The sequence below is a fragment of the Sorangium sp. So ce131 genome, from assembly GCF_051519095.1.
GTDB lineage: Bacteria > Myxococcota_A > Polyangia > Polyangiales > Polyangiaceae > Sorangium.
Genome location: NZ_CP150455.1, coordinates 8,033,110 through 8,057,086, shown reverse-complemented (window position 1 = coordinate 8,057,086; position 23,977 = coordinate 8,033,110). Strand labels below are relative to the sequence as shown.

Annotated in this window: 17 protein-coding genes; 11 read left to right on the top strand and 6 right to left on the bottom strand. The window is 71.5% G+C overall.

Features of this window, described 5'->3' with window-relative positions; genetic code table 11:
* Positions 1-6: 6 nt before the first annotated feature.
* Together WMF43_RS29330 and gltB are read right to left on the bottom strand one after the other, a co-directional pair.
* Positions 7-1,449 (bottom strand): glutamate synthase subunit beta, encoded by a 1,443-nt coding sequence (locus WMF43_RS29330; RefSeq protein WP_437669605.1) that lies wholly within the window; start codon positions 1,447-1,449, stop codon positions 7-9.
* Complete coding sequence (gene gltB, locus WMF43_RS29325; RefSeq protein WP_437669603.1) at positions 1,442-6,049, bottom strand: glutamate synthase large subunit; 4,608 nt, start codon at positions 6,047-6,049, stop codon at positions 1,442-1,444. Before gltB ends, WMF43_RS29330 begins: the two co-directional genes overlap by 8 nt.
* Positions 6,050-6,393: 344 nt before the next feature.
* On the opposite strand from gltB, the gene WMF43_RS29320 reads away from it, so the two are divergent.
* Both WMF43_RS29320 and WMF43_RS29315 read left to right on the top strand, forming a co-directional pair.
* The gene (locus WMF43_RS29320) at positions 6,394-7,251 is read left to right on the top strand and encodes a metallophosphoesterase family protein (protein WP_437669601.1); all 858 of its coding nucleotides are present in this window, start codon (positions 6,394-6,396) and stop codon (positions 7,249-7,251) included.
* Positions 7,252-7,989, top strand: a complete 738-nt coding sequence (locus tag WMF43_RS29315) for a 4'-phosphopantetheinyl transferase family protein (protein ID WP_437669599.1) — start codon at positions 7,252-7,254, stop codon at positions 7,987-7,989.
* 27 nt (positions 7,990-8,016) lie between these two features.
* Here the strand turns inward: WMF43_RS29315 and WMF43_RS29310 are convergent, their stop codons facing one another.
* On the bottom strand, positions 8,017-9,654 hold the full coding sequence (locus WMF43_RS29310) for a metallophosphoesterase (protein ID WP_437669597.1): 1,638 nt from the start codon (positions 9,652-9,654) through the stop codon (positions 8,017-8,019).
* Positions 9,655-9,914: 260 nt separating this feature from the next.
* Between WMF43_RS29310 and WMF43_RS29305 the strand changes: the two genes are divergently transcribed.
* From WMF43_RS29305 to WMF43_RS29280, 6 genes are all read left to right on the top strand, one after another.
* Positions 9,915-11,153 (top strand): YncE family protein, encoded by a 1,239-nt coding sequence (locus WMF43_RS29305; protein WP_437669595.1) that lies wholly within the window; start codon positions 9,915-9,917, stop codon positions 11,151-11,153.
* Positions 11,150-11,893: a c-type cytochrome gene (locus WMF43_RS29300; protein WP_437669593.1), complete on the top strand. Its 744-nt coding sequence runs from the start codon at positions 11,150-11,152 to the stop codon at positions 11,891-11,893. Before WMF43_RS29305 ends, WMF43_RS29300 begins: the two co-directional genes overlap by 4 nt.
* 34 nt (positions 11,894-11,927) lie before the next feature.
* A complete protein-coding gene (locus WMF43_RS29295; RefSeq protein ID WP_437669591.1) occupies positions 11,928-12,575 on the top strand; it encodes an endonuclease III domain-containing protein in 648 nt (215 codons plus the stop codon).
* 295 nt (positions 12,576-12,870) lie between these two features.
* Entirely contained in the window at positions 12,871-13,932 is a 1,062-nt protein-coding gene (locus tag WMF43_RS29290) for a 3-oxoacyl-ACP synthase III family protein (RefSeq protein ID WP_437669589.1), read from the top strand.
* A 212-nt stretch (positions 13,933-14,144) separates the two neighbouring features.
* Complete coding sequence (locus tag WMF43_RS29285) at positions 14,145-14,933, top strand: class I SAM-dependent methyltransferase (protein ID WP_437669587.1); 789 nt, start codon at positions 14,145-14,147, stop codon at positions 14,931-14,933.
* Positions 14,934-15,303: 370 nt separating this feature from the next.
* On the top strand, positions 15,304-16,950 hold the full coding sequence (locus tag WMF43_RS29280) for a protein kinase domain-containing protein (RefSeq protein WP_437669585.1): 1,647 nt from the start codon (positions 15,304-15,306) through the stop codon (positions 16,948-16,950).
* A gap of 117 nt (positions 16,951-17,067) precedes the next feature.
* On the opposite strand, the gene WMF43_RS29275 is transcribed toward WMF43_RS29280, so the two are convergent.
* A complete protein-coding gene (locus WMF43_RS29275) occupies positions 17,068-17,982 on the bottom strand; it encodes a BON domain-containing protein (protein WP_437669583.1) in 915 nt (304 codons plus the stop codon).
* A 221-nt stretch (positions 17,983-18,203) separates the two neighbouring features.
* On the opposite strand from WMF43_RS29275, the gene WMF43_RS29270 reads away from it, so the two are divergent.
* A complete protein-coding gene (locus WMF43_RS29270) occupies positions 18,204-19,901 on the top strand; it encodes a MutS-related protein (protein WP_437669581.1) in 1,698 nt (565 codons plus the stop codon).
* A gap of 68 nt (positions 19,902-19,969) precedes the next feature.
* The gene (locus tag WMF43_RS29265) at positions 19,970-20,956 is read left to right on the top strand and encodes an aldo/keto reductase (protein WP_437669579.1); all 987 of its coding nucleotides are present in this window, start codon (positions 19,970-19,972) and stop codon (positions 20,954-20,956) included.
* 99 nt (positions 20,957-21,055) lie between these two features.
* Here the strand turns inward: WMF43_RS29265 and WMF43_RS29260 are convergent, their stop codons facing one another.
* Together WMF43_RS29260 and argG are read right to left on the bottom strand one after the other, a co-directional pair.
* Positions 21,056-21,418 (bottom strand): phage holin family protein, encoded by a 363-nt coding sequence (locus tag WMF43_RS29260; protein ID WP_437669577.1) that lies wholly within the window; start codon positions 21,416-21,418, stop codon positions 21,056-21,058.
* A 122-nt stretch (positions 21,419-21,540) separates the two neighbouring features.
* On the bottom strand, positions 21,541-22,893 hold the full coding sequence (argG, locus tag WMF43_RS29255) for an argininosuccinate synthase (RefSeq protein WP_437669575.1): 1,353 nt from the start codon (positions 22,891-22,893) through the stop codon (positions 21,541-21,543).
* A 218-nt stretch (positions 22,894-23,111) separates the two neighbouring features.
* Between argG and WMF43_RS29250 the strand changes: the two genes are divergently transcribed.
* A complete protein-coding gene (locus tag WMF43_RS29250; RefSeq protein ID WP_437669573.1) occupies positions 23,112-23,939 on the top strand; it encodes a GNAT family N-acetyltransferase in 828 nt (275 codons plus the stop codon).
* Positions 23,940-23,977 lie beyond the last annotated feature (38 nt).

Below are 23,977 nucleotides of genomic sequence, written 5' to 3'. Positions count from 1 at the left end.
GCGGCGTTAACCCGCCGCGATCGCCAGGCGGCGCTTCGCCGGCTGCATCAGGTACACGTCGACCGACTCCGCGGCCCGGCGCCCCTCCGCGATCGCCCAGACGACGAGGCTCTGGCCGCGCGACATGTCGCCCGCGGCGAAGACGCCCTCGACGCTCGTGCGCCCGCCCTGCTGGACCTTCACGTTGCCGCGCACGTCCATCGCGACGCCGAGCTGCTCGATCAGCCCCTCGCGCTCGGAGCCGACGAAGCCCATCGCGAACAGGACGAGCTCGCACGGGATCTCGAACTCGCTCCCCGGCACCGGCACGAACTTGCCGCCTTCCAGGCTCACGCGCGTCGCCTTGAGGGCGCGCACGTGCCCGCGCTCGTCGCCGAGGAACGCCGTCGTCGAGACCGACCAGTCCCGCTCGCCACCCTCCTCGTGCGAGGACGAGGTGCGCAGGACGAGCGGCCACGCCGGCCACGGGTTCGTGACGGAGCGCTGGTCGGGCGGGCGGGGCAGGAGCTCGAGCTGCGTCACGTGCGCCGCGCGGTGGCGGTGGCTCGTGCCCAGGCAGTCCGAGCCGGTGTCGCCGCCGCCGATGACGACCACGCGCTTGCCCGTCGCGAGGATCGCCTCGCTATCCGGGATCACGTCGCCGGCGACCCGCTTGTTCTGCTGGGTCAGGAAATCCATGGCGAAGTGGATGCCCTTGAGCTCCCGGCCCGGCACCGGCAGGTCGCGCGGACGGCGCGCCCCGCCGCAGAGCACGATCGCCTCGTACATCTCGCGGAGCGCGTCGCCGGTGATGTCGACGCCGCAGTGCACGCCCGTGCGGAACGTCACCCCCTCGGCCTGCATCTGCTCCATGCGGCGGTCGATGAGGTCCTTCTCCATCTTGAAGTCCGGGATGCCGTACCGGAGCAGGCCGCCGATGCGATCGTCCCGCTCGAAGACGGTCACGTCGTGCCCCTTGCGCGCGAGCTGCTGCGCGGCCGCGAGGCCGGCCGGGCCGGACCCGATCACCGCCACCTTCTTCCCGGTGCGGTGCTTCGGGACGATCGGCGCGACCAGCCCCCGATCGAGGGCGCGGTCGGCGATGCCGCGCTCGACGTTCTTGATCGTGACCGGCTTGCCCTCGATGTTCAGCACACACGCCGCCTCGCAGGGCGCCGGGCAGACCCGCCCGGTGACCTCGGGGAAGTTGTTCGTCGCGTGCAGCGATGCGATCGCCTCCGGGAGGCGCTCGCGGTACATGTGATCGTTCCAGTCCGGGATGAGGTTCCCGAGCGGACACCCGTCGTGACAGAACGGGATGCCGCAGTCCATGCACCGCGCGGCCTGATCCTTGAGCTCCGGATCGGGGATCGGGAGCTCGAACTCCTGCCAGTCGTTCAAACGCTCGGAAACGGGCCGCTTCTTGATGTCGACCCGCTGGATCTCGAGGAAGCCTCGTACCTTACCCATGGGCGGCCGACCTCTCTCCCGCGCTCGCGGGGCCCGCGTTGGCGGGGACGTAACGTCCAGTGGAAACGTAGGGGGTGGAGGGTGAAAGGAGGGACACGAGCCCGTTCGTCCCGTCCGCACCGTTCGTCGCGGGCGCCGACGCGGCCTCGAGGGCACGCCGGTACTCGCTCGGGACGACCTTCACGAACTTCGCGAGCACGGTCTGCCAGCTGTCGAGCAGCTCGAGCGCCTTCCGGCTGCCCGTCCGCCGCACGTGCTCCTCGAGCAGCGCCCGCACCGACTCGGCGTCGGCCGCGGTCATCGTCTCGAGCGCGACCATCTCCTTGTTGCAGCGCGCCTCGAAGAGCGCGTCCTCGTCGAAGACGTAGGCGAGGCCGCCGCTCATGCCGGCGCCGAAGTTGCGGCCGGTGGTGCCGAGGATGATCACGGTGCCGCCCGTCATGTACTCGCAGCCGTGGTCGCCCACGCCCTCGACGACGGTGGTGGCCCCGCTGTTCCGGACGGCGAAGCGCTCGCCCGCGCGGCCGTTGAAGAACGCGCGGCCGGTCGTCGCGCCGTAGAGCACGACGTTGCCGACAATGACCTGGTCGTCCGCCCGGAACGGAGCTTCCCGCGGCGGGCGCACCGCGACCACGCCGCCGGAGAGGCCCTTGCCGACGTAGTCGTTCGCGTCGCCCTCGAGCTCGAGCGTCATGCCCCGCGAGGCGAAGGCGCCGAAGCTCTGGCCGGCGCTGCCGGCGCACCGCACCACGATGCTGTCCTCCGGCAGCCCCGCGCCGCCGTGCCGGCGCGCGATCTCGCCGCTCAGCATGGCGCCGAGCGTCCGATCGGAGTTCTTCACGCGGGTCTCGATCACGACGGGCGGGCCGCCGTCGATCGTCGCGCGCGCCTGCTCGATCAGCTTGAGGTCGAGCACCCGGTCGAGCTTGTGGTCCTGCAGCTCGACGCAGTGGGTCGGGCTGGTGAGGGCCTCCTTCGGCCGGTACAGCACCTCGGAGCAGTCGATCTTCCGCGCCTTCGGGTGGAGCCCGGTGCGCCGCTGCACGATGCAGTCGGAGCGCCCGACCATCTCGGTCAACGTACGGAAGCCCAGGCTCGCCATGATCTGCCGGAGCTCCTCCGCCACGTAGAAGAAGAAGCGGATGACGTGCTCCGGCGTGCCCGTGAACTTCTTGCGGAGCTCAGGGTCCTGCGTGGCGATGCCCACCGGACAGGTGTTGAGGTGGCACTTGCGCATCATGATGCAGCCGGCCGCGACGAGCGGGGCCGTGGAGAACCCGAACTCCTCGGCGCCGAGCAGGGCGGCGAACGCCACGTCCCGGCCCGTCAGGAGCTTCCCGTCGGTCTGCACGATGGCGCGGCCGCGGAGCCCGTTCATCACGAGCACCTGGTGCGCCTCGGCGAGCCCGAGCTCCCACGGCACGCCCGCGTGGTGGATCGACGTGAGCGGGGAGGCGCCCGTGCCGCCGGAGTCGCCGCTGATGAGCACGACGTCCGCGTGCGCCTTCACGACGCCCGCGGCGATGGTGCCGACGCCCGCCTCGGCGACGAGCTTCACGCTGATGCGCGCCTTCGAGTTGATGTTCTTCAGGTCGAAGATGAGCTGCGCGAGGTCCTCGATCGAGTAGATGTCGTGGTGCGGCGGCGGCGAGATCAGCGTCACGCCGGGCGTGGAGTGGCGCACCTTCGCGATCACCGCGTCGACCTTGTGGCCCGGGAGCTGGCCGCCCTCGCCGGGCTTGGCGCCCTGGGCCATCTTGATCTGGAGCTCGTCGGCGTTGACGAGGTACTCGGCCGTGACGCCGAACCGCCCCGAGGCGACCTGCTTCACCGAGCTCCGCTTCGAGTCGCCGTTCGCGAGCCGGAGGAAGCGCGCGGGGTCCTCGCCGCCCTCGCCGGTGTTCGAGCGCGCGCCGATGCGGTTCATCGCGACGGCGAGCGTCTCGTGCGCCTCCTTCGAGATGCTCCCGAAGGACATGGCGCCCGTGGCGAAGCGCTTCACGAGCGAGGTGGCGGGCTCGACCTCCTCGATCGGCACCGGCGGGCCCGCGGGCTTGAAGTCCCACAGCCCGCGGAGCGACATCGGGTGCTCCTCCTGCCGGTTGACGATCGCGGCGTACTCCTCGTAGCTCTTCGCGTCGTCGAGGCGGACCGCCCGCTGCAGCGTCGAGATCGACTGCGGCGTCCAGAGGTGCCGCTCGCCGAACACGCGGTAGTGGTGGTGGCCGCCGACGTCGAGGACGGACCTCGCCCGCTCGCCGTACGCCCCCTGGTGGCGCGCGAGCGCCTCCTCCGCGATCTCGCGCAGCCCGACGCCGCGGATGCGCGACGCCGTGCCGGTGAAGTACGCGTCGATGACGATCTGATCGATGCCGATCGCCTCGAAGATCTGCGCCCCCTGGTAGCTGGAGAGGGCGCTGATCCCCATCTTCGACATGATCTTGAGGATGCCCTTCTTGAGCGCCTTCACGTACCGCGAGCTCGCCGCGGACGGCGAGAGCTCGGCGCCGAGGGTCTTGTCGCGGCACATCGCCGCGATCGACTCGAACGCGAGGTACGGGTTCACCGCGCCCGCGCCGTAGCCGATGAGCAGCGCCATGTGGCCGACCTCACGCGCCTCGCCGGTCTCGACGATGACGCCGGCGCGCGTGCGTGTCCCCTCGTTGATGAGGTGGTGGTGCACGGCGCCCATCGCGAGCAGGCTCGGGATGGGGGCGAGCGTCTCGTCGATGCCGCGGTCGCTGAGGATGAGGATGCTCGCGCCGTCCGCGATCGCGCGGCTCGCGTCCTTGCAGAGCTTCGCGAGCGCGGTGCGCAGGTTGTCCTCCGGGTCACCGTCGACTGAGAAGTACATCGGCAGCGTGGCCGCCCGGAAATCCGGGAAGACGTTCTTGCGCAGCTTGGACAGATCGTCCTGGGTGAGGATCGGGTGCGGCAGCTCGAGCATCCGGCACTGGCGGGGCGTCTCCTCGAGGAGGTTGCCCTCGCCGCCGACGCAGCTCACGAGCGACATCACGATCTCCTCGCGGAGCGGGTCGACCGGCGGGTTCGTGACCTGCGCGAACAGCTGCTTGAAGTAGCGGAAGAGCAGCTGCGGCTTCTCGGAGAGGACGGCGAGCGGGATGTCGATGCCCATCGAGCCGACCGGCTCCTCGCCGAGGGTGGCCATGGCCGCGAGGATCATCCGCTGGTCCTCCTCCGTGTAGCCGAAGGCCTGCTGGAGGGTCCGGAGCTCCGCGTGCGGGATCGTGTAGAGGCTCGGCACGTCCTCGAGGGCGCGCAGGTCGATCTTGTTCTCGGCGACCCACGCCGCGTACGGCTTCTGGGTCGCGACCCGGCGCTTGATCTCGTCGTCGCTGACGACGCGGCCCTCGCTCGTGTCGACGAGGAACATCTTGCCGGGCTGGAGGCGCCCCTTCTGGATGACGCGCGACGGCTCGATGTCGAGCACGCCGAACTCGCTCGCGAGCACGACGAGCCCGTCGCTCGTCACGACGTACTTCGCGGGGCGCAGGCCGTTCCGGTCGAGCGTCGCGCCGATCAGCCGGCCGTCGGTGAAGCAGAGCGCCGCGGGGCCGTCCCAGGGCTCGATCAGGCAGCCGTGGTACTCGTAGAAGGCCTTCTTCTCGGCCGACATGTCCGGGTCGTGCGCCCAGGCCTCGGGCACGAGCATCATCATCACGTGCGGGAGCGACCGGCCGCTCGCGAGCAGGAAGTCGACGACGTTGTCGAGCGCGGACGAGTCGGAGCCGCCGGGGCGGATGATCGGCTTGAAGTCCTCGATCGCGTTCGCGAAGACATCGCTCTTGAGCAGCGCCTCGCGCGCCGACATCCACGCGGTGTTGCCGCGCAGGGTGTTGATCTCGCCGTTGTGCGCGATCACGCGGTAGGGGTGGGCGCGCTCCCACGTGGGGAAGGTGTTCGTGGAGAAGCGCGAGTGCACCATCGCGAGCCGCGACACCGCGCGCTTGTCGGACAGGTCGGGGTAGAACGCCGAGACCTGCTCCGCGAGCATCAGGCCCTTGTAGACGACCGTCCGGGACGAGCACGACGTGATGTAGAAGTCGTCCGCGTGGGCGGTGCGGCCGGCGCGCTTGCGGATCGCGTAGAGGACCTGCTCGAAGGACTGACGGGGCGCGACCCTGCCGATGAACAGCTGCCGGATCGCGGGGCGCGAGTCGCGCGCGACCGGACCGATGGCGCCGTCGTCGATGGGCACGTCGCGCCAGCCGAGGACGCGCTGGCCGTGGTGCACGACCGCGGCCTCGAGGATCGCTTCACACTGGCGGCGCCGCGACGGGTTCTGGGAGAAGAACGCCGTGGCGATCGCGTAGTCGCCGGGCGCGGGCAGATCGATGCCCTGGGCCGCCACGGAGGCGGCGTACAGCTCGTGCGGGATCTGGAGCAGGACACCCGCGCCGTCGCCGGTGCAGGGGTCGCAGCCAGCAGCGCCGCGATGGGTTAGATTTTCGAGGATCTCGAGCGCTTGGCAAACGACCTCGTGCGTCGCTTCACGGCGTAGCGTGGCGACGAACCCGAGCCCGCATGCGTCGTGTTCGAAAGCCGGATCGTAAAGACCTTGTCGTTGGGGCAGAGGCATGGTGCAGACTTCACACGCGCGTAGCACATGTGGCAGAAGGATTGGAGCCCTACTTTAATGCGCCGCGCCAGCTCCGGCGGAATCGGCCCAAAAACCCGGGGTAACGGTCCCCGGTCGCGGCCCGGCGCCGGGGACCCGGCAGGGGCGTCGCGCGAGCGCGGCGCGAGCGCGGCGCGAGCGCGAACCCCGCGGCAGGCCATCGCGGCGCGGAGCGCGCGCGCGGGTGAACGCGGCGCCGGGCGCGCGGCAGGTGAACGTGGTGGGCGGCGGCGGACGCCCGCCGCCGCGGTGGATGAGGCTGGTTGTTGACGCTGGCCCGGCCGCGGGCGACGTGTCATCCGACGATGAAGCTCTTCGCACTCAGTGATCTCCACGTCGGCTATGCGGAGAACCGCTGGGCCATCGAGCGCATGACGCCGCGGCCGGAGGACTGGCTCATCCTGGCCGGCGACCTCGGGGAGACGGAGCAGCACCTGCTCTACGTGCTCGACACGCTGGGCCCGCGGTTCAAGCAGCTCCTGTGGGTTCCCGGCAACCACGAGCTCTATCGGATGCCGAGTGAGCGCGGCGCGCCGCGCGGGCGAGACCGGTACGAGCGCCTGATCGAGATCTGCCGGAGCCGCGGGGTGATCACGCCCGAGGACCCGTACGTCGTTTGGGAGGGCGAGGGCGGGCCGCACGTGCTGGCGCCCATGTTCCTCCTCTACGACTACAGCTTCCGGCCGGACGGCGTGCCCGAGAGCGGCGCGGTCGCGTGGGCGATGGAGAGCGGCGTCCTCTGCACGGACGAGGAGCTGCTCGACCCGAGCCCGTACGCGAGCCGGCCCGCGTGGTGCCGCGCCCGCGTCGCAGAGACGGAGGCGCGACTCGCCGCCATCACCTCGAGCGCCGCCGGCGCGCACCCGACCATCCTCATCAACCACTTCCCCCTGCGCGAGGAGCTCGTGCGCTTGCGGCACATCCCGCGTTTCTCGATCTGGTGCGGCACCCGGCGCACCCACGATTGGCACACGCGGTTCCGCGCGCGCGTGGTCGTGTCCGGTCATCTCCACATCCCCCGCACGGACTGGATCGATGGTGTCCGTTTCGAGGAGGTGTCGTTTGGGTATCCGCGGCAGCGGCCGATCGATCGCACCGCCGACAGCTGCCTGCGGGAGATCTTGCCAGGGCCGGCCGACGCGGCTCCGCTGGGGACGACGTAGATGCTCGAGCTCGGTCCCGACGTCGCGCACCTCTGGTACGTCTTCTCGGATCCGGTCCGCGACGAGGCCCTGCTCGCGGCCTACCACCGGCTGATGGCGCCGGACGAGGCGGCCCAGCAGGCGCGCTTCGTGTTCCCCGAGCACCGGCACGAGTACCTGCTCACGCGGGCGCTCGTGCGCGCCGTCCTCTCGAAGTACGCGCCGGTCGCGCCCGAAGCGTGGACGTTCGTCCGGAACGCACACGGCCGGCCGCAGATCGCGGGGCCGCCCGGGGTGCCGCCGCTCCGGTTCAACCTGTCCAACACGCGCGGGCTCATCGCGTGCCTGGTCGCGATGGACCGCGACGTCGGCGTCGACGTCGAGGACACCGAGCGCGCGGGCGGCGCCGTGGACATCGCCGATCGGTTCTTCTCGCCCGCCGAGGTGCGCGCGCTGCGCGCGTTGCCCGAGGCGCGGCGGCGGGCGCGCTTCTTCGAGTACTGGACGCTCAAGGAGTCGTACATCAAGGCCCGCGGGCTGGGGCTCGCGATCCCGCTCGACCACTTCTCGTTCCACCTCGACGACGGGCCGGAGATCGGCATCTCGTTCGACCCCCGGCTCGACGACGACCGCGCCGCCTGGCAGTTCGCGCTCTACCGGCCGTCGGCGCGGCACACGATGGCGGCCGCGATCCGCCGGGGCGGGGATCCTCCGCTGTCGATCGAGCTGAAGGAGACGGTGCCGCTGCTCGACCGGTGATCCCGGTCGAGCGGCTGGCCGGCGATCTCAGTCGGGCCGCTGGATCGAGAGCTCGACGTTGCGCCACGCGGGCTCGCCGCTGCCGTCGCTGCCGAAGCCGGAGGTGAGGTCCACGACGCCCCGGCGCCGCCCGTCCTCGGCTACCGGGTCGCCGTCGACGGCGTAGTCGAGGGCGGTGCCCCGGATGGAGACGAAGCCGTTGTCGTCGTCCCAGATCTCGATCACGCGCACCTGATGCGGGTAGTCGGCGAGCGCGGAGGTCTCGAGCTCCCAGTAGGCGTGCCCGCCGCTCGGCTCGACCCGGGTCCACCGGTGCACGTGGGTGTGCCCCGCGAGGTGGAGCAGGACGTTGTCGTAGCCGCCCACGAGCGACTGCCACGCCGCCACGCTGAGCGCGCCAGGGTTCGCGTCGACGCCCGCCGGGGCGAACGACCCGTCGCCGAGCACGCGGGACGCGTGGTGGGACGCGAGGATCACCCACCGCTTCTCGAGCTTCGCGCGATCGAGCGCCGGACGGATGAACCGGTCGACGTCGTCCTGGAGGATCACGCCGATCGACCCGCCGGTGTCGGACGACGTGTCGAGCACGATCACGCGGAGCGGCGTGTCCTTCACGTCGAACTCGTAGAACGCCTTCCCGTACGCCCGCTCGTCCGCTCCGATCCCGTGCCCGTCGCCCGTGGCCCCCACCTGCTCGAGCAGGGCGGGGCGGCTGAGCAGCGCTCGCCCCGGATCGGGCACGACCTCGCCCGTGACCACCGGCGCGCCCGGGAGCGACCAGTCGCGCGTGCCGCCGGTCGACATGCCGCCGATCGCGAGCGCCTTGCGGCCCTCGTCGATCGGGAAGCTCCCCTGGTGCAGCACGTCGTGGTTGCCCGTCACCCAGCGCCACGGCACGGCGAGCCCCTCGGCGACGAACGGATCCTTGGGATCGTTGTCCGGGCCGCGCACGGGGTCGTCGTCGTCGCCCGAGTCGCACTCGACGTGCTCGGCGCCGTCGAGGATGTCCATGAACCACGAGATCTCGTTCGTCTGCGCGTTGTCCGCGTTGTCGCCGCCGAGCAGGACGAAGTCGAGCGGCGCGCTCCGGTGGACCGCGTTGATCGTCCGGACGGCGGCGTTGAGGATCCGGCACTCGTGCCCCTCCTGCGGGCGGAACGCCGAGGCGAACACGCCGGGGGCGTCGAAGACGGCGAGCCGGGCGGGCGACTCGTCGTCGGCGAGCTGCGTGTCGGCGAGGTGGACGAAGCGGCTCAGGAGCCTCGGCCGCGCGCCGCGCGGCGGCGGCGGGGCGCCGTCGAGCGTCGCCGGAACGAGCGGCTGGCCGGGCCCGATCGCGATCTCGCCGTAGCCCTCCGCGAGCAGCTGCTCCATGTCCGCCGGCACGGAAGGGTCCCTGGCCGGCGGATCGATCACCGCGGAGACCACCTCGAGCGTGCGCTCGGTCGTCAGCGGCGGCGCGCCCTCGAGCGGCGGCAGCGGCGTCGGCGCGGGCGGCGGCAGCGGTGAGATGGCCTCCTCCGGCGCGCACGCCGGCGCGAGCAGCAGAAGCGCGGGGAGGAGAGGGAGGGAGAGGCGCGCCCCGCGGCGCCCGCGGCGGCCTTCCTCGACCGCCGGCCGGCCGAACTCGGCCGCTGCGACGCGTACAGCTCGTGTGTGGGTCATCGACCCATGGATGGCCACGCAACAGCGAACGATCAAGAAATGTACACTGGTACGGTAGCACCCACGGTGAGACCCTGTGAAAGGAGAGCGTCCGGAAAGATAGTAATTTAGCCTACTTTTTTCTCGACGGGCCCGCTGGGATCAGTCTGTCGATGCGGGCGGGCTGGACCGTGCTAGGGCGCTGGTCGTGTCCTGACGCGCCGGCGGCTGCTGCTACGATGCGGCGCGTCCGGAGCCCGGGTGCCTTCTCGAGGTTGTTCATGGCCATTTCGCGATTTCTGGGCTGCGCGCTCGCGGCGTCGACGCTGGCGGGTTGCGCCGAGCCCGACCCGAACATCGAGACCCGTTATGGTGCCTACGAGGGGGACGCCTATCCCAACCGGCGTCCCAAGATCGTGATTCCGGAGGGGGGCATGGGCGTGGTGAGCGACAGCCGCTCTGACACGATCTCCCTCCTCTCGCTCGCGACGGGGGAGCGGTTCGGCGTCTACCCCGTGGGCCGCGATCCCGTGACGATCGACGGGCCGCACCACGTGGCGCTGGACGCCCCGGGAAACGCGCTCTACGTCGCGCTGTCGTACCCGGTCGTCGCCGGCGCGGTCGGCCCCCACGCGAGCCACGGATCGAGCGCGATGTACGGTTATGTCCAGAAGCTCGCGCTCGACGACATGCGTGTCCTCGGGCAGGTGCGCGTCGAGCCGAACCCGGGTGATATCGTGATCTCGGAGGACGGCAGCCGCGTCGTCGTCTCTCATTACGATCTCAAGCGCGTGCTCGACAACCCGCGCGATATAGAGGCGGCGCGCTCCTCCCTCGCGGTGATCAGCCCCGACGAGGTCTTGCCCACGGGCTCCGCTCAGCCGGTGTTCATCCCGGTCTGCATGATGGCCCACGGGGTCGCCCTCTCGCGCCCTGACGGCGCCCGCGCCTACGTCGCCTGTTATGGCGAGGACTCCCTCGCGATCGTCGACCTGACCGACCCTTCCGCCGAGGTGGTGCGCGTGCCCGTGGGGCCGAGCCCGTCCCCGTCGCCCGACCCCAACTACGGACCTTACGCTGCGGTCATGTCCCCCGACCAGAAGACCATCGCCGTGAGCAACACCAAGAGCAAAGACGTGCGCTTCTTCGATGTCGCGTCGGGGAAGTTCCACGAGCCCGAGTCGAGCTTGCTGATGCTCGGCGCGCCGTACTTCGTCGCGTGGTCGCCCGACGCGCGCCGCCTCTACGTGCCGACCCAGTCGCCCGACGCGATCGCGCTGTTCGACCTGGACGAGGGACCCGACGCGATCGTCTACCGCGACCTCACCGGGGAATGCGACAAGCCGCACATCGCGGACTTCGACGGGGGCGACGGGCTGTTCGTCGTCTGCGAGGGGGATCAGAGCGAGACGCCCGGCAAGGTGCTCCGGCTGGATCCCGGGACGCTGGAGACCCGCAGCGACACCACGGTGGGCCTCTACCCCGACGCGTTCGTGCGCGTCGCCGCGGAGGCGCAGTGAGGGCGCGGGGCGGTCACGCGGCCGCGCTCGCCTGCGCGGCGCTCCTGTGCGGCTGTCCGGGCGAGCCCGAGACGAAGATCGTCGACGCCACGGCCGCGGAGCACGGCGCGGCGCTCTTCCGCGACCCGTCCGTCGCGGGGACGACCTTCAACGCCTACACCTGCGCGACGTGCCATGAAGCGCGCCCCGGCGAGGCGGGGGACGCCCTCCTGCCCGGCGCCCCGCTCGCCGGCGCCGTGGACAGGCCGTTTTACTGGGGCGGACAGGAGGCCGATCTCCTCGGCGCGATCAACCACTGCCTCTATTACTTCATGCGCAGAGACGAGCCCTGGACCGCCGACGACGGCGACGCTCAGGCGATGTACGCGTTCCTGGAGTCGCTGCCCGGCGACGGAGCGCTCACCGAGGCCGCCGCGTTCACGCCGGTGTACACGCTGAGCGACCCGCCGCCCGGCGACGCGGGCGAGGGAGAGCGCCTCTATGAGCGCGGCTGCGCGTCCTGCCACGGGCAAGCGCATTCGGGGGAGCAGCGGCTCGTCAACTCGGCGCCGGTGATGCCTGAGGAGTGGCTCGAGGATCACCCGCCCAGCGAGTACACGGAGCTCGAGCGGCGGCTCGTCTTCGTCGAGAAGGTGCGGCACGGCTCGTTCGTCGGCTACGGCGGGCAGATGCCGCCGTTCTCTCTCGAGGTGCTGTCCGACCAGGAGCTCGGCGATCTCCTCGCGTTTCTCTTGCCCTGATGGCCCTCGTCGCCCTGATTGCCCCCGAAGCCCCGTGAAGCGCGCCGAGAAAGCGGCGAGGATCGCCGACGTCCTCAATCGACTGTACCCCGAGCCCGCGATCCCGCTCGCCCACGAGGATCCATATTCGCTGCTCGTCGCGGTGATGCTCAGCGCCCAGACGACGGACAAGATGGTGAACGCGGTGACGCCGGCGCTGCTCGCCCGCGCCCGGACTGCCGCCGAGATGGCGGCCGTGCCCGTCGAGGAGATCGCCCGGCTCATCCGGACCGTGGGGCTCGCGCCCACCAAGGCGAAGAACCTGAAGGCGCTGAGCGAGCGGATCGCGAGCGAGCACGGCGGCGTCGTCCCCGCCTCGTTCGAGGGCCTGGAGGCGCTCCCGGGGGTCGGCCACAAGACGGCCTCGGTGGTCATGGCGCAGGCGTTCGGTCACCCCGCCTTCCCGGTCGACACCCACATTCACCGGCTCGCGTTCCGCTGGGGGCTGTCGTCCGGGAGGAACGTCGTCGAGACCGAGCGCGACCTGAAGCGCACGTTCCCCCCAGAGCAGTGGAACAAGCTCCACCTGCAGATCATCTACTTCGGCCGCGAGCACTGCCCGGCGCTGCGCCACGACATGACCCGCTGCCCCATCTGCAGCTGGGCGGCCTCGGCGCGCCGGCTGCGCGGGCGCGGCGCCTAGCAGCCCATCGGCCAGCACGCCCGCCGGCGGAGCACCACCTCTTCGGCCGCCGCCAAGGGCGCGAGGGTATCCGGGACGACTCGTGTCGTCAAGACCGCGGGCGCATTGGTAGGCGCGTGCCGCACCGCCGCATCGCGCTGTAGCGGCGCGGCGCGGCGCGGCGTGTACACCTGCGGGCGCGCCGCCGGCGTCGATTGCATCCGCCGCGCCGCGGCGTGCGCCTGCCTCTCGGCGTGGCGTGCGGTTTTCTTCCTCGCCGCTCGCCTCGGGCGTGCGGTTCGAGTAAGGCACCTCCGTGGCCAAGACCGGGTTCGAGATCATCGGCACAGGGCACTACGTGCCCGGAGAGCCTGTCACCAACGACGACCTCGCGCGGGTTATCACGACCTCCGACGAGTGGATCTACCAGCGATCCGGCATCCGCCAGCGGCATTACGCGCCGGACGGCGTCGGCGTGAGCGATCTCGCGTGCGAGGCGGCGAAGCGCGCCATCGAGTCCGCGCGCATCTCGCCGTCCGAGATCGATCACATCCTGTTTGCCACGATGACGCCGGACTACATCTTCCCCGGCTCCGGGGCGCTGCTCGGCGCGAAGCTCGGCATTCCCGGCGTCCCCGCGCTCGACATCCGGCAGCAGTGCGCGGCCATGCTGTTCGGCCTGCAGACGGTCGACGGGCTGATCCAGACCGGCGCCGCCAGGACGATCCTGTTCGTGGGCGCGGAGGCGCACGCCGGCTTCATGCCCTGGGAGGACTGGGGCGCGCTCGACCCGAAGAACGGCAGGTCCGCCACGCCGGAGGCCCGCGAGCGCGCCGACCGCCACCGGAACCTCGCCGTCCTGTTCGGCGACGGCTCCGGCGCGCTCGTCCTGCGCGCGACCGATCGCGACGCCGGCCTGCGCGGCCACAAGATCTGCTCCGACGGCCGCTTCGCCGAGCTGCTCTACGTGCCCGGCGGCGGCTTCCGCTCGCGCCCCTACTGGAAGGCGGGCTCGTTCGAGGACGACGCCCACATCCCGCGCATGGATGGCCGCGAGCTCTTCAAGTTCGCCGTGACCAAGCTCCCCGCGACCGCGCGAGAGCTCTGCGCCGCGCACAACCTCACGATCGATCAGATCGACGTGTTCCTGGCGCACCAGGCGAACGGCCGCATCAACGAGCACATCCGCAAGGATCTCGGGGTCCCCGTCGAGAAGCTCCCGAGCAACATCGACCGCTTCGGCAACACGAGCGGCGCCACCGTGCCCATCCTCATCGACGAGGAGATGCGCGCCGGCAGGCTGAAGAAGGGGCAGCTCGCCATGGTGCTCGCCCTCGGGACGGGGGTCCACTGGGGCTGCGCGCTCTGGAAGCTCTGACGTCGACGCGCTGACCGGCTCGCCCGGGGCCGCGTGACGCCGGGCTCGAGCGCCGCGCCGGCGCGACGTGCCCGAGCGCCGCGCGCCGGCGTGGCACCGTTCTCGCTTTTCCCTCGCGCTGGCCGAGGGGTGTGCTGCTGCCGCGCGCGCGGCGCCCTCGGCCGTCTGGGCAGGGAAGGAGCACGGCGGGGGTGCAGAGCGCAAATCAACTGGTGCGATCGATCTACGATCGGATCGCGGCGCGGTACGACGATCAGTGGGGCCGCCACCTGCGGCAGCCCCAGGATCGGCTCACGGCGGGGCTCCGGCTGGCGGCCGGGGCGCGGTGCGCCGACATCGGGTGCGGCACGGGCATCGAGACCGTGGAGATGGCCAGGCAGGTCGCGCCCGGCGAGGTGGTCGCGGTCGACTGCTCCGCGGAGATGCTCCGGGCCGCGAGCGCCCGGGCCGCGGCCGCGGGGCTCCCGCTCTCGACGACGTGCGCGGAGGCCGAGCCGTTCCTCCACCTCGCGGAGCCGTCGAGCTTCGACGTGGTCACCCTGCGCTTCTGCCTCGCCTACCTGGACTGGGGCTCGGCCCTGCGTCGCCTCGGGCGCATCCTCCGGCCCGGGGGCCGCGCCGGCGTCCTCTCGAACCTCTCGAGCAGCACGCCGCAAGCGTACGCGGTCTATTGCCGGATGGCCGAGGAGCTCGGCCTGGTCAAGGTGGCGCTGCCGGTCCCCGACGGCGCCGTGCAGATCAGCGAGGCGCTCCACCGCGGCGGCCTCTCCACCGTGGAAGCGTGGACCCACCGCTTCCGGCTCTGGTTCGGCTCCGGCGCGCAGGCGGCAGGATGGCTCCAGGAGAGCGGGTTCGTGACCCACGCGGCGCTGCGGGAGTTCCCCCCGGAGGTCCTCCAGCCGCTCTGTGAGGTGTTTGCAGCCCGGTTGGAGGAATACCGGCAGACTGAAGGCGTCCCGCTCGACTTCGAGCTCGCCGGCGTCATCGCCGCCCGGCGATAAGAAGCGCCGCGCGCGCTGCCCGGGAGCCTCCTCGGGAGCGGGCCTGTCTCTCCCGCATAACGCGCAGACTCAACGGTATGCGCCTGTGCTCGGATGTCCGCTTTCTCCTCTTCTCGCCCACACGGCACCGGCTCTTCTGGCGGCCTCTGCGCAGCTCGCCGAGGCGGCCGCGGCGGCAAAAAACGGCCGGCGTGGCAAATGGCAGCGAATGGAGCGGAGGAAGCGGGGGAAGCGGAGGAGGACGAGGGAAAAAAATGAGCCGCGAGGCAAGCGCGGCCAAAACATGAAAAAAGCGACGACACGCCCGAAACCCAAACTCTTTGCATTGACTTGGACGCTGAAATAATGAATTTTGCATACTGAGGTGGGTGTGACCGGAGACTACGGAGCGTCGATCTTGAGAGACACGCCGACCCAGCTCGGGGTCGGCCGATATCGTCCCATCGCGAAGCTCGGCCGGGGCGGAATGGCCGACGTCTTCCTGGCCATGGCGCACGGGCCGGCGTCGGTGAACAAGCTGGTCGTCGTCAAGCGCCTCCGGAACGTCGCCGACGAGGAGGATCGCCGGGTCCTCATGTTCATGGACGAGGCCAAGCTGGCGGCCCGCATGAGCCACCCGAACGTGGTGCAGACCTACGAGGTCGGGGGGGACGAGGACGGCTACTTCATCATCATGGAGTACCTGGAGGGCCAGACCCTCAAGCGCGTGATGAAGGCGGTGAGCGAGCGCGAGCCCGGCACTGGCGGGCTCAGCCGCGGCGCGTGGCTCCGGATCGTCGCCGAGGTGCTCCGCGGGCTGCAGTACGCGCACGACCTCTGCGATTACGACGGCAGGCCGTTCGGCCTCGTCCACCGCGACGTCTCCCCGCACAACATCTTCCTCACGTACGACGGCGCCGTGAAGCTCGTGGACTTCGGCGTCGCGAAGGCCTCGGGCAACTCCTCTCACACGGAGACCGGCACCTTCAAAGGGAAGATCACCTACATGGCCCCCGAGCAGATCACGTCGGGCAAGACGGTGGATCGGCGGGCGGACCTCTTCGCGGTGGGCGTCGTGCTCTGGGAGCTGCTCGCGGGCCGGCGGCTGTTCGAGGGCGACCAGATCAGCGTGATGCACCAGCTCCTGATGGGGAAGATCCCGCGGCTCTCCACCCTCGTCCCGGGGATCCCGATCGCGCTCGACCAGATCGTCGCGAAGGCGCTCGAGCGCGAGCCGTCGCGGCGCTTCGGGACGGCGCAGGAGATGTGCGACGTCATCGAGAACTACCTGCAGTGGTCGGGCGAGGACGTGCGCAGCGAGCACCTCGGCGCCTGCATGCAGGCGATCTTCGCCGAGAGCAGGGCGAACATCCGGCAGCAGATCAGGACGCAGATCCACCGCGTGAACAGCGTGGGGAGCCTGTTCGAGGTGTCCGGCCCGGTGACGATGAGCGGCATCGGCATCGCGGCGGCCCCCATGAGCTCGAGCTCGGGGTCGGGCTCGGCCCTGGGAGGCAAACTCCCCTACCTCGGCGAGCCCAACCAGGGGCACTCGGGCGTCGAGCGGCGCGTCGCCCCGCCGAGCGACTCCGCGAGCCTGCGCGGGGCCACGATGCCGTCGTCGACCACGCGGCGGCGGCGGCGGCGCAGCTACCTCGTCGGAGCGGCCAGCCTGGTCGCGGTGGCCGCGATGGCGGCCGGCGCGGTGTACTTCTCGAGCAAACGCGCATCGGTGGCCGCCGCTGAGCCCGCCGCGCCCGCCACCGCCGCCGCTCCCGAAGGCGCGCCCGCGAACGCGCCGGAGAAGGGGCCCGCGGAGGCGCCCAAGGTGAGCGTGGCGATCGCGAGCGAGCCGCCCGACGCGACCGTGAGCTGGCGGGGGAAGGTCCTCGGCAAGACCCCGCTGAAGACGGAGCTGCCGCTGGGCATGCAGGTCGTCCTCGTGTCGCGATCCGACTGCTTCGAAGGGACGCTCATGCTGGACCTCGCGTCGGGCGAGGCGGTCGAGCGCACCATCAAGCTGCGGCCCAAGAACTGAGCCCTGGCCCGAGGCCCGCCCCGTCGTCGACCTGCACGCCTGCGGCGAGGTCGCGAAGGGTCGAGGTGCCTTCGCGGGGGCCCTCCGGCCGCCGTGGAGGAGGCAGGCAGGTACCTGTCATTTCTCGTACCGGACGGTCGAGATCACCTTCGTGACCCCGTCGGCGCTCATCGCCGCCTTCATCGCCTCGATCGCTTCCTTCACGCTGGGGACGTTGCCCTGCAGGGTGACCACCCCGTCGCGGACCGAGACGTTCAGCTTCTTCACCGGCTCGTGGTCGCTGTCCGCGAGCTTGCCGGCCACGGTGTTGCGGAGCGCGTCGTCGGGCAGGCGCTTGCCCGGCTTCGGCGACTCCTTGGTGGCGATGACGGAGCCGTCGCGGCCGAAGGTGACCTGGTAGTCGTTCTCCTTCGCCGCGCGTGTCCAGGCGTCGCGCGCGGCCGCGGCGGCGTCCGCGGGCTGCGCCTTGTCGTTCGCGCCTCCGGCCTGCTCCTGCCGCCCGCCGCCCTGCGGCGCGGCCTGGTCCCTGCCACCCGCGGGCGGCGCGGTCTGCTCGCGGGCGCCCTGCGCCTCGCGTGCGCCTCCACCCTGCGGCCTGGCGGCGCCCGCCTGGCCCCCTCGCTCGGCCTGCCCGATCGCCCGGTCGGCCTGGCCGCGCGCCTGCTCGGCTTGCCCACCGGCCTTGTCGGCCTGCTCGCGCGCCTTGTCGGCCTGCTCGCGCGCCCGGTCGGCCTGCTCGCGTGCCTCCTGGCCGATCGCGCGCTCGGCCTGCTCGCGCGCCTGCTCGGCCTGCCCACCGGCCTTGTCGGCCTGCGCGCGCGCCTTTTCGGCCTGCTCGCGCGCCTTGTCGGCCTGCTCGCGCGCCTCCTGGCCGAACGATCGCTCCTGGCCGGCGGGCGCCGCGCCCTTTCCGCCGGGCTCAGCCCCCGGCTCGCGGACCGCCCCTTCGGCGCGCTCGCTCTCGGTCCTGCAGGCCGCGCCCAGGAGGGCGAGCGCGAGCGCCGAGCAGGAGAACCAACGTGTCGTGCTCATCGTGCAGCGGTAGCTCATGGTGCATCTCCGGCCCCACGCCGAGGCAGACGTCATGCCATGGGCGGACTCGTCTCTCCCCGCGGCGCGCGCGTGTTCAGGAACAACCGCCCGGCGTGCGTGTCGGGAACGCCATGGCGAGCCCCTCCTCCCTGGCCACCGCGCGGCCGCGACACCGGACACCGGACGGGCGCTCCGGCCAGAGCCGTCGTAGGCTCGAGGGCGTGAGCGCGGCGTCGCCGGAACCTGCCCCGTCCGACGCCCTGCCGGGGCCGCGCGCCGCGCCGGACCTGCTCGCGAACCGGCCGGGGCTCCGGGTCGACGCGCAGGCGATCAAACAGTCGCTGACGTTCGCGTTCGCGACCGGCGCGCCCGGCGGGGCGCTCGATCGCCACGTCGAGTCGGCGTCGCTGCCCCCGTCGAGCTGGAACCCGGAGCGCTTCGCGCAGCACGTCTTCCTGCCGGAGCTCATCGCGGGCTGCCTGCGCTTCACGGTCGAGGGGCGCACGCACATCCCGAGCCCGGCGCTGCTCGGCCGCGCGCTCTCGCGGCCGCCGAGCGACCGCGACACCGTCGAGCTCCGGCGCGAGATCTTCCGGGAGCTCATCGGCTCGGAGGCGCTGCGCGGCGACCTCGAGCGCGCCTACGCGGCGCTGCGCCGCTGGGTGGGCCAGCTCGAGACGATCTCCATCTCGCGCCGGGAGGGCAGCCGGCGCCGGCTGGACATCCTGGCCGCCGCGAAGGAGGCGTTCGACACGCTCGCCGACGGGTTCGCGGGCGCCCGCTCCGGCCTCGCGCGGATCCCCGCGTTCGGCGCGGCCGTGCGCGGGACCGAGGCGTACCGGCGCCTCGCGGATCTGCTCGCGTACGACGAGGAGATCGCGACGCTCGACGTGCGGATCCGCGTCGGCTCGGACGGCCACGTCCGCGACCTCCGCGCCCTGTCGGTGCGCGAGAACGAGGACAACCGCTTCTACCGGTCGCCGATCGGGCGCCTCGTCACGAGGCTCGTGATGCTCTTCCGGGGGTACCGGTTCAGCGAGGACGAGCTGCTCGTCCGCTACGTGAACAGCGTGTTCGAGGGCATCGAGGACGAGCTCGTGGCGCTCGTCCAGCTGCTCGGGGATCTCGAGTTCTACCTCGCGGGCCTCGCGCTCCACGACCGCGCGCGCGCGGCGGGGCTGTCGGCGTGCCTGCCCGAGCTCGCGTGGGCGAGCGGCGCGCTCGACGAGCCGCGCGGGCGCGAGCTCAAGGGGCTGTTCAACCCGCTCCTGCTCGCGACCTCGGAGCGCATCGTCGCGTGCGACATCGCGGCGGAGCGCCACGACGCGACGTTCATCGTGACCGGGCCGAACTCCGGGGGGAAGACGCGGCTGCTCGAGGCGCTGTCGCTCGCGCAGATGCTGGGCCAGGCGGGCTTCCTCGTGCCGGCCGCGGCGGCGCGCCTCTCGCCGTGCCAGGGGCTCTTCGTGTCGCTGATCGAGCAGGCGCAGGCCGATCACAGCGAGGGCCGCCTCGGGATGGAGCTCCTGCGCATCCGGTCTTTGTTCGAGGCGATGCAGGTCGGCGACATGGTGGTGCTCGACGAGCTCTGCTCCGGCACGAACCCGTCCGAGGGGGAGGAGATCTTCCAGCTCGTGGTGTCGCTGCTCTCGGAGCTCCGCCCCCAGGCCTTCATCACGACCCACTTCCTGGAGCTCGCGGCGCGGCTCGAGCGGGAGCGGCCGGTGGACCGGCTGGTGTTCCTGCAGGTCGAGCTCGATGCGCAGCAGTGGCCGACGTACCAGTTCGTCCCGGGGGTCGCCCGGACCTCGCTCGCGCACCGGACGGCGGCGCGGCTCGGGGTGACGCGCGAGGAGCTCGTCGCGCTGGTCGAGCGCAGCAAGCGCGCGCACCGCCGCCGCGGGGCGGATCCCGGCTGACGGCGGCAGGGCGGCGCGGCGTCGCGCGCGCTCGCCCCGGCGGGTGAAATCTGGTTGTATGCGCCGCCATGGAATACCGACCTCTCGGCAGAACGGGCCTGAACGTCTCCGTGGTGAGCTTCGGCGCGTGGGCCATCGGCGGCACGTGGGGCGAAGTCGACGACCAGGAGTCGCTCGCCGCGCTGCACCGGGCCCTCGACCGCGGCGTGAACTTCTTCGACACGGCGGACGTATACGGCGACGGCCGGAGCGAGCGGCTGCTCGCGCGCCTCCGGCGGGAGCGTCCCGACGAGCGCTTCATCGTGGCCACGAAGGCGGGCAGGCGGCTGAGCCCGCACGTGGCGGCCGGCTACACCGAGGAGAACCTCACGGCCTTCGTGGAGCGGAGCCTGCGCAACCTCGAGGTGGAGGCGCTCGACCTGGTCCAGCTGCACTGCCCGCCGACGGACGTCTACTACATGCCCGAGGTGTTCGACACCCTCGGGCAGCTCGTGAAATACGGCAAGATCCGGTACTACGGGGTTAGCGTCGAGCGGGTGGAAGAGGCGCTCAAGGCCATCGAGTACCCCGGCGTGCAGTCGGTGCAGATCATCTACAACATCTTCCGGCAGCGCCCGGCCGACCTGTTCTTCGCCGAGGCGAAGCGCCGGGAGGTGGGCGTGCTGGCGCGGCTGCCCCTCTCCTCGGGGCTGCTCGCCGGCAAGATGAGCCCCCAGACGGCGTTCGCCGCCGACGATCACCGCAGCTTCAACCGCGAGGGCGCCGCGTTCGATCGGGGCGAGACGTTCTCGGGCGTCGACTACGCCCTGGGCCTCACGATCGTCGAGGAGCTCCGCCAGCTCGTGCCCGAGGGCGTGAGCATGGCCGCGTGGGCGCTGCGCTGGATCCTGATGGAGGACGCGGTGACGTGTGTCATCCCCGGCGCGAAGCGGCCGGCCCAGGTGGACGACAACATGAACGCCGCATACCTGCCGCCGCTCCCGCTGGAGACGATGGCGAAGATCCGCGAGATCTACGACCGGCAGCTCAAGCCGCTGGTCCACCAGCGCTGGTGACGGGCGCGCACCACGGCTCGCGGCGCGCGCCGCGGCTCGCGGCTCGCGGCCTCTAGCTTCCAAGAGCAAGAGCCGCGGCGGCGCGCGCCGTGCTCGGAATCAGAAGAGGCGCGGCAGGAGCCAGCCGGCGAGCGAGATGAGCGACGCCGTGCCGAGGAGCGGCCCAAACCCCTTCACGTCGAAATCGTCGATGAGCTTGTCCGTCGCCCAGAGCAACACCGAGTTCACGAGGATGCCCAGGAACAGGTAGGCCAGGCCGAACGTGAGGAACGCGACGGGCAGGAGCGCGACCTTCACGAGGAAGGTCACGAGCCACCCGAGCAGCAGGTTGAGGAGCGCGAACACGGCGGCGACGCCGACCGCCGTCTTGGTCCTGCGGAGCCGCACGCCGGGCATGAGCTTCGCCCCGACGAGGACCGCGACGCCCGCGGCGATCGCCTGGATGAGGAACGTCTTGATCATGGTGAGCACCTCCCTGGGCCGGCGCCGCTCCGCCGTGGGAGAGCGCCGCCTCGGCGGCGACGCGTCGCGGGCCGGCTTCGCTGGTTCGTGGTGACCCAGGCCGGCGCCCCGCGCAACCCGCTCTACTCCTTCGGCTTGTCGCCGCCGAGCAGCTCGCCGATGGCGGGGGCGCCGCCCGGGCCGAGCGCCTGGGTGCTCTCGATGAGGTGGATCAGGAACTGGCGGTTGTCCGAGACCGAGAGGTTCTGGAGCTCGAGCGCGCCGATGCGGTCCTCGGGGGTGAAGTAGGCCTCCTCGACCTTCTCCATCGAGAGCTTGTGCGGCCCATAGGCCATGTAGTCCGCGCGCGTGTCGAGGATGCTGTAATCGTCGCCGCGGCGCAGCTCGAGCGTCACCTCGCCGGTCACGCCGGGCGCGATCCAGCGGGAGAGCGCGTCCTTCAGCATCATGGCCTCGGGGTCGTACCACTTGCCCTCGTAGAGCAGGCGCCCGAGGCGCCGTCCCTGGGTGAAGTACACGTCGAGGGTGTTCTCGTTGTGAATGGCGGACAGGAGGCGCTCGTACACGGCGTGGAGGAGCGCCATGCCCGGCGCCTCGTAGATGCCGCGGCTCTTCGCGTCGATGACGCGGTTCTCGATCTGGTCGCTCATGCCGAGGCCGTGGCGCCCGCCGATCCGGTTGCACTCGACGAACAGCTCGAACAGCGAGCCGTAGCGCTTGCCGTTGATCGTGGACGGGAGGCCGCGCTCGAACCCGAGGGTCACGGTCTCGGCCTCGACGGCGACCTCCGGCCGGAAGGAGGCGACGCCCATGATCGGCTGGACGATCTTGATCCCGGTGTCGAGGCGCTCGAGGTCCTTCGCCTCGTGCGTCGCGCCGAGCACGTTGGCGTCGGTGCTGTAGGCCTTCTCCGTGCCCATGCGGTAGGGGAGCCCGTGGCGCTCGAGGTACTCGCTCATCTCCTTGCGCCCGCCGAGCTCGCCCACGAACCTCGGGTCGAGCCAGGGCTTGTAGATCTTGAGCGAGGGATCGACGAAGAGGCCATAACGATAGAACCGCTGGATGTCGTTGCCCTTGTGCGTGCTGCCGTCGCCGAAGACGTGGACGTCGTCGTCGCGCATCGCGCGCACGATGGCGGTGGTCGTCACGGCGCGGCCGAGCGGCGTCGTGTTGAAGTACTTCTTGCCGCCGGTCGACAGGTGGAATGCGCCGCACTGGATGGCGAGGATGCCCTCGCGGACCAGCGCCTCGCGACAGTCCACCAGCTTGGCGGAGACCGCGCCGTGCTGCAGGGCGATCGGCGGGATGTCGCCCGGAGAGGCCTCGTCCGGCTGCGCCAGGTCGGCGGTATAGGCGTGCACCTTGAGCCCGTTGCGCGAGAGCCACGCCACCGCGCAGCGCGTGTCGAGGCCGCCCGAGAACGCGATGCCGAGGTGGGTGCCCGCCGGGGGGAGTGAACGGAAGATCCTGCTCATGGCGGCGCAGCATAATCTCAACGCCCGCGCACGCGCGAGCGGAGATCGCGGGGCGGCGGGGCGCTTGGCGGCGCGGCCGGCGCGGGCGGTGCGTGCGGTGCGTTGGAAGAGCGCTCTCCTGCCCAAATGGGGCTCGACCGACTAGGATGCCGCCACGCCGCAGCGCAACCCCTACACATCGTCCCGCGCGACCCTGCTCGCCCGATGAGGTGCATCCCATGCCGAAGATGTCTTACGCCGAGATCGCGCGCGTCGAGGAGCTCCGCCTGGCGCGCGCCACCGCCGCCGTCGTCGCCTGCGCGGAGCCCGTCGCGGGCGGGAGCATGGTCTTCGACGGCGAGGGGTCGTGGGGCAACTTCGCCGTCGGGCTCGGGCTCGACGGCCCCGTCTCCGGCGCGGAGCTCGATCGCGTGGTCGACTTCTACACCACGCGCGGCGCGGAGCCGCGCATCATCGTCTGTCCCTTCGCGCACCCGTCGCTCGTGCGCGGCCTCGCCGAGCGGGGGTTCGTGCTGGTGGAGTTCGTGAACGTGCTCGCGCGCGAGATCGATCCGGAGGAGGACCTGCGGGCGCTCGTGCCGAACGGCTGGCCCAGGGGGCTCGAGATCGCGCGCATCGATCCCGGCGACGAGGCAGAGGTCCGGCTGTTCATCGACGTCTCGACGAGCGGCTTCCGGCCCGAGGGCGCGCCGATCGCGCCTGCGCACCTCGATATCAGCCGCCGCATCGTCGCGTACCCCCGGTGCGACTCGTTCCTCGCGCTCGTGGACGGCGAGCCGGCCGGCGCCGGCAGCGTGGAGGTCCACCCCGACGGCGCCGCGCTCTTCGGCGTCTCGGTGCTCCCCCGGTTCCGCGAGCGCGGCATCCAGCAGGCGCTCATCGTCCGACGGCTCGAGCGGGCGCGCGAGCTCGGCTGCCTGCTGGCGTGTATCAGCGCGAGCCCCGGCATCCCCACCGAACGCAACGCCATGCGGCTCGGGTTCTTCATGGCCTACAGCAAGGGCATCCTCGCGCGGCGGGGCGAGGGCTCGCCAGGATCGCGCTGAGCGCGCGCCGCGCGAGCCCGCGCTGCGCGAGCCCGCGC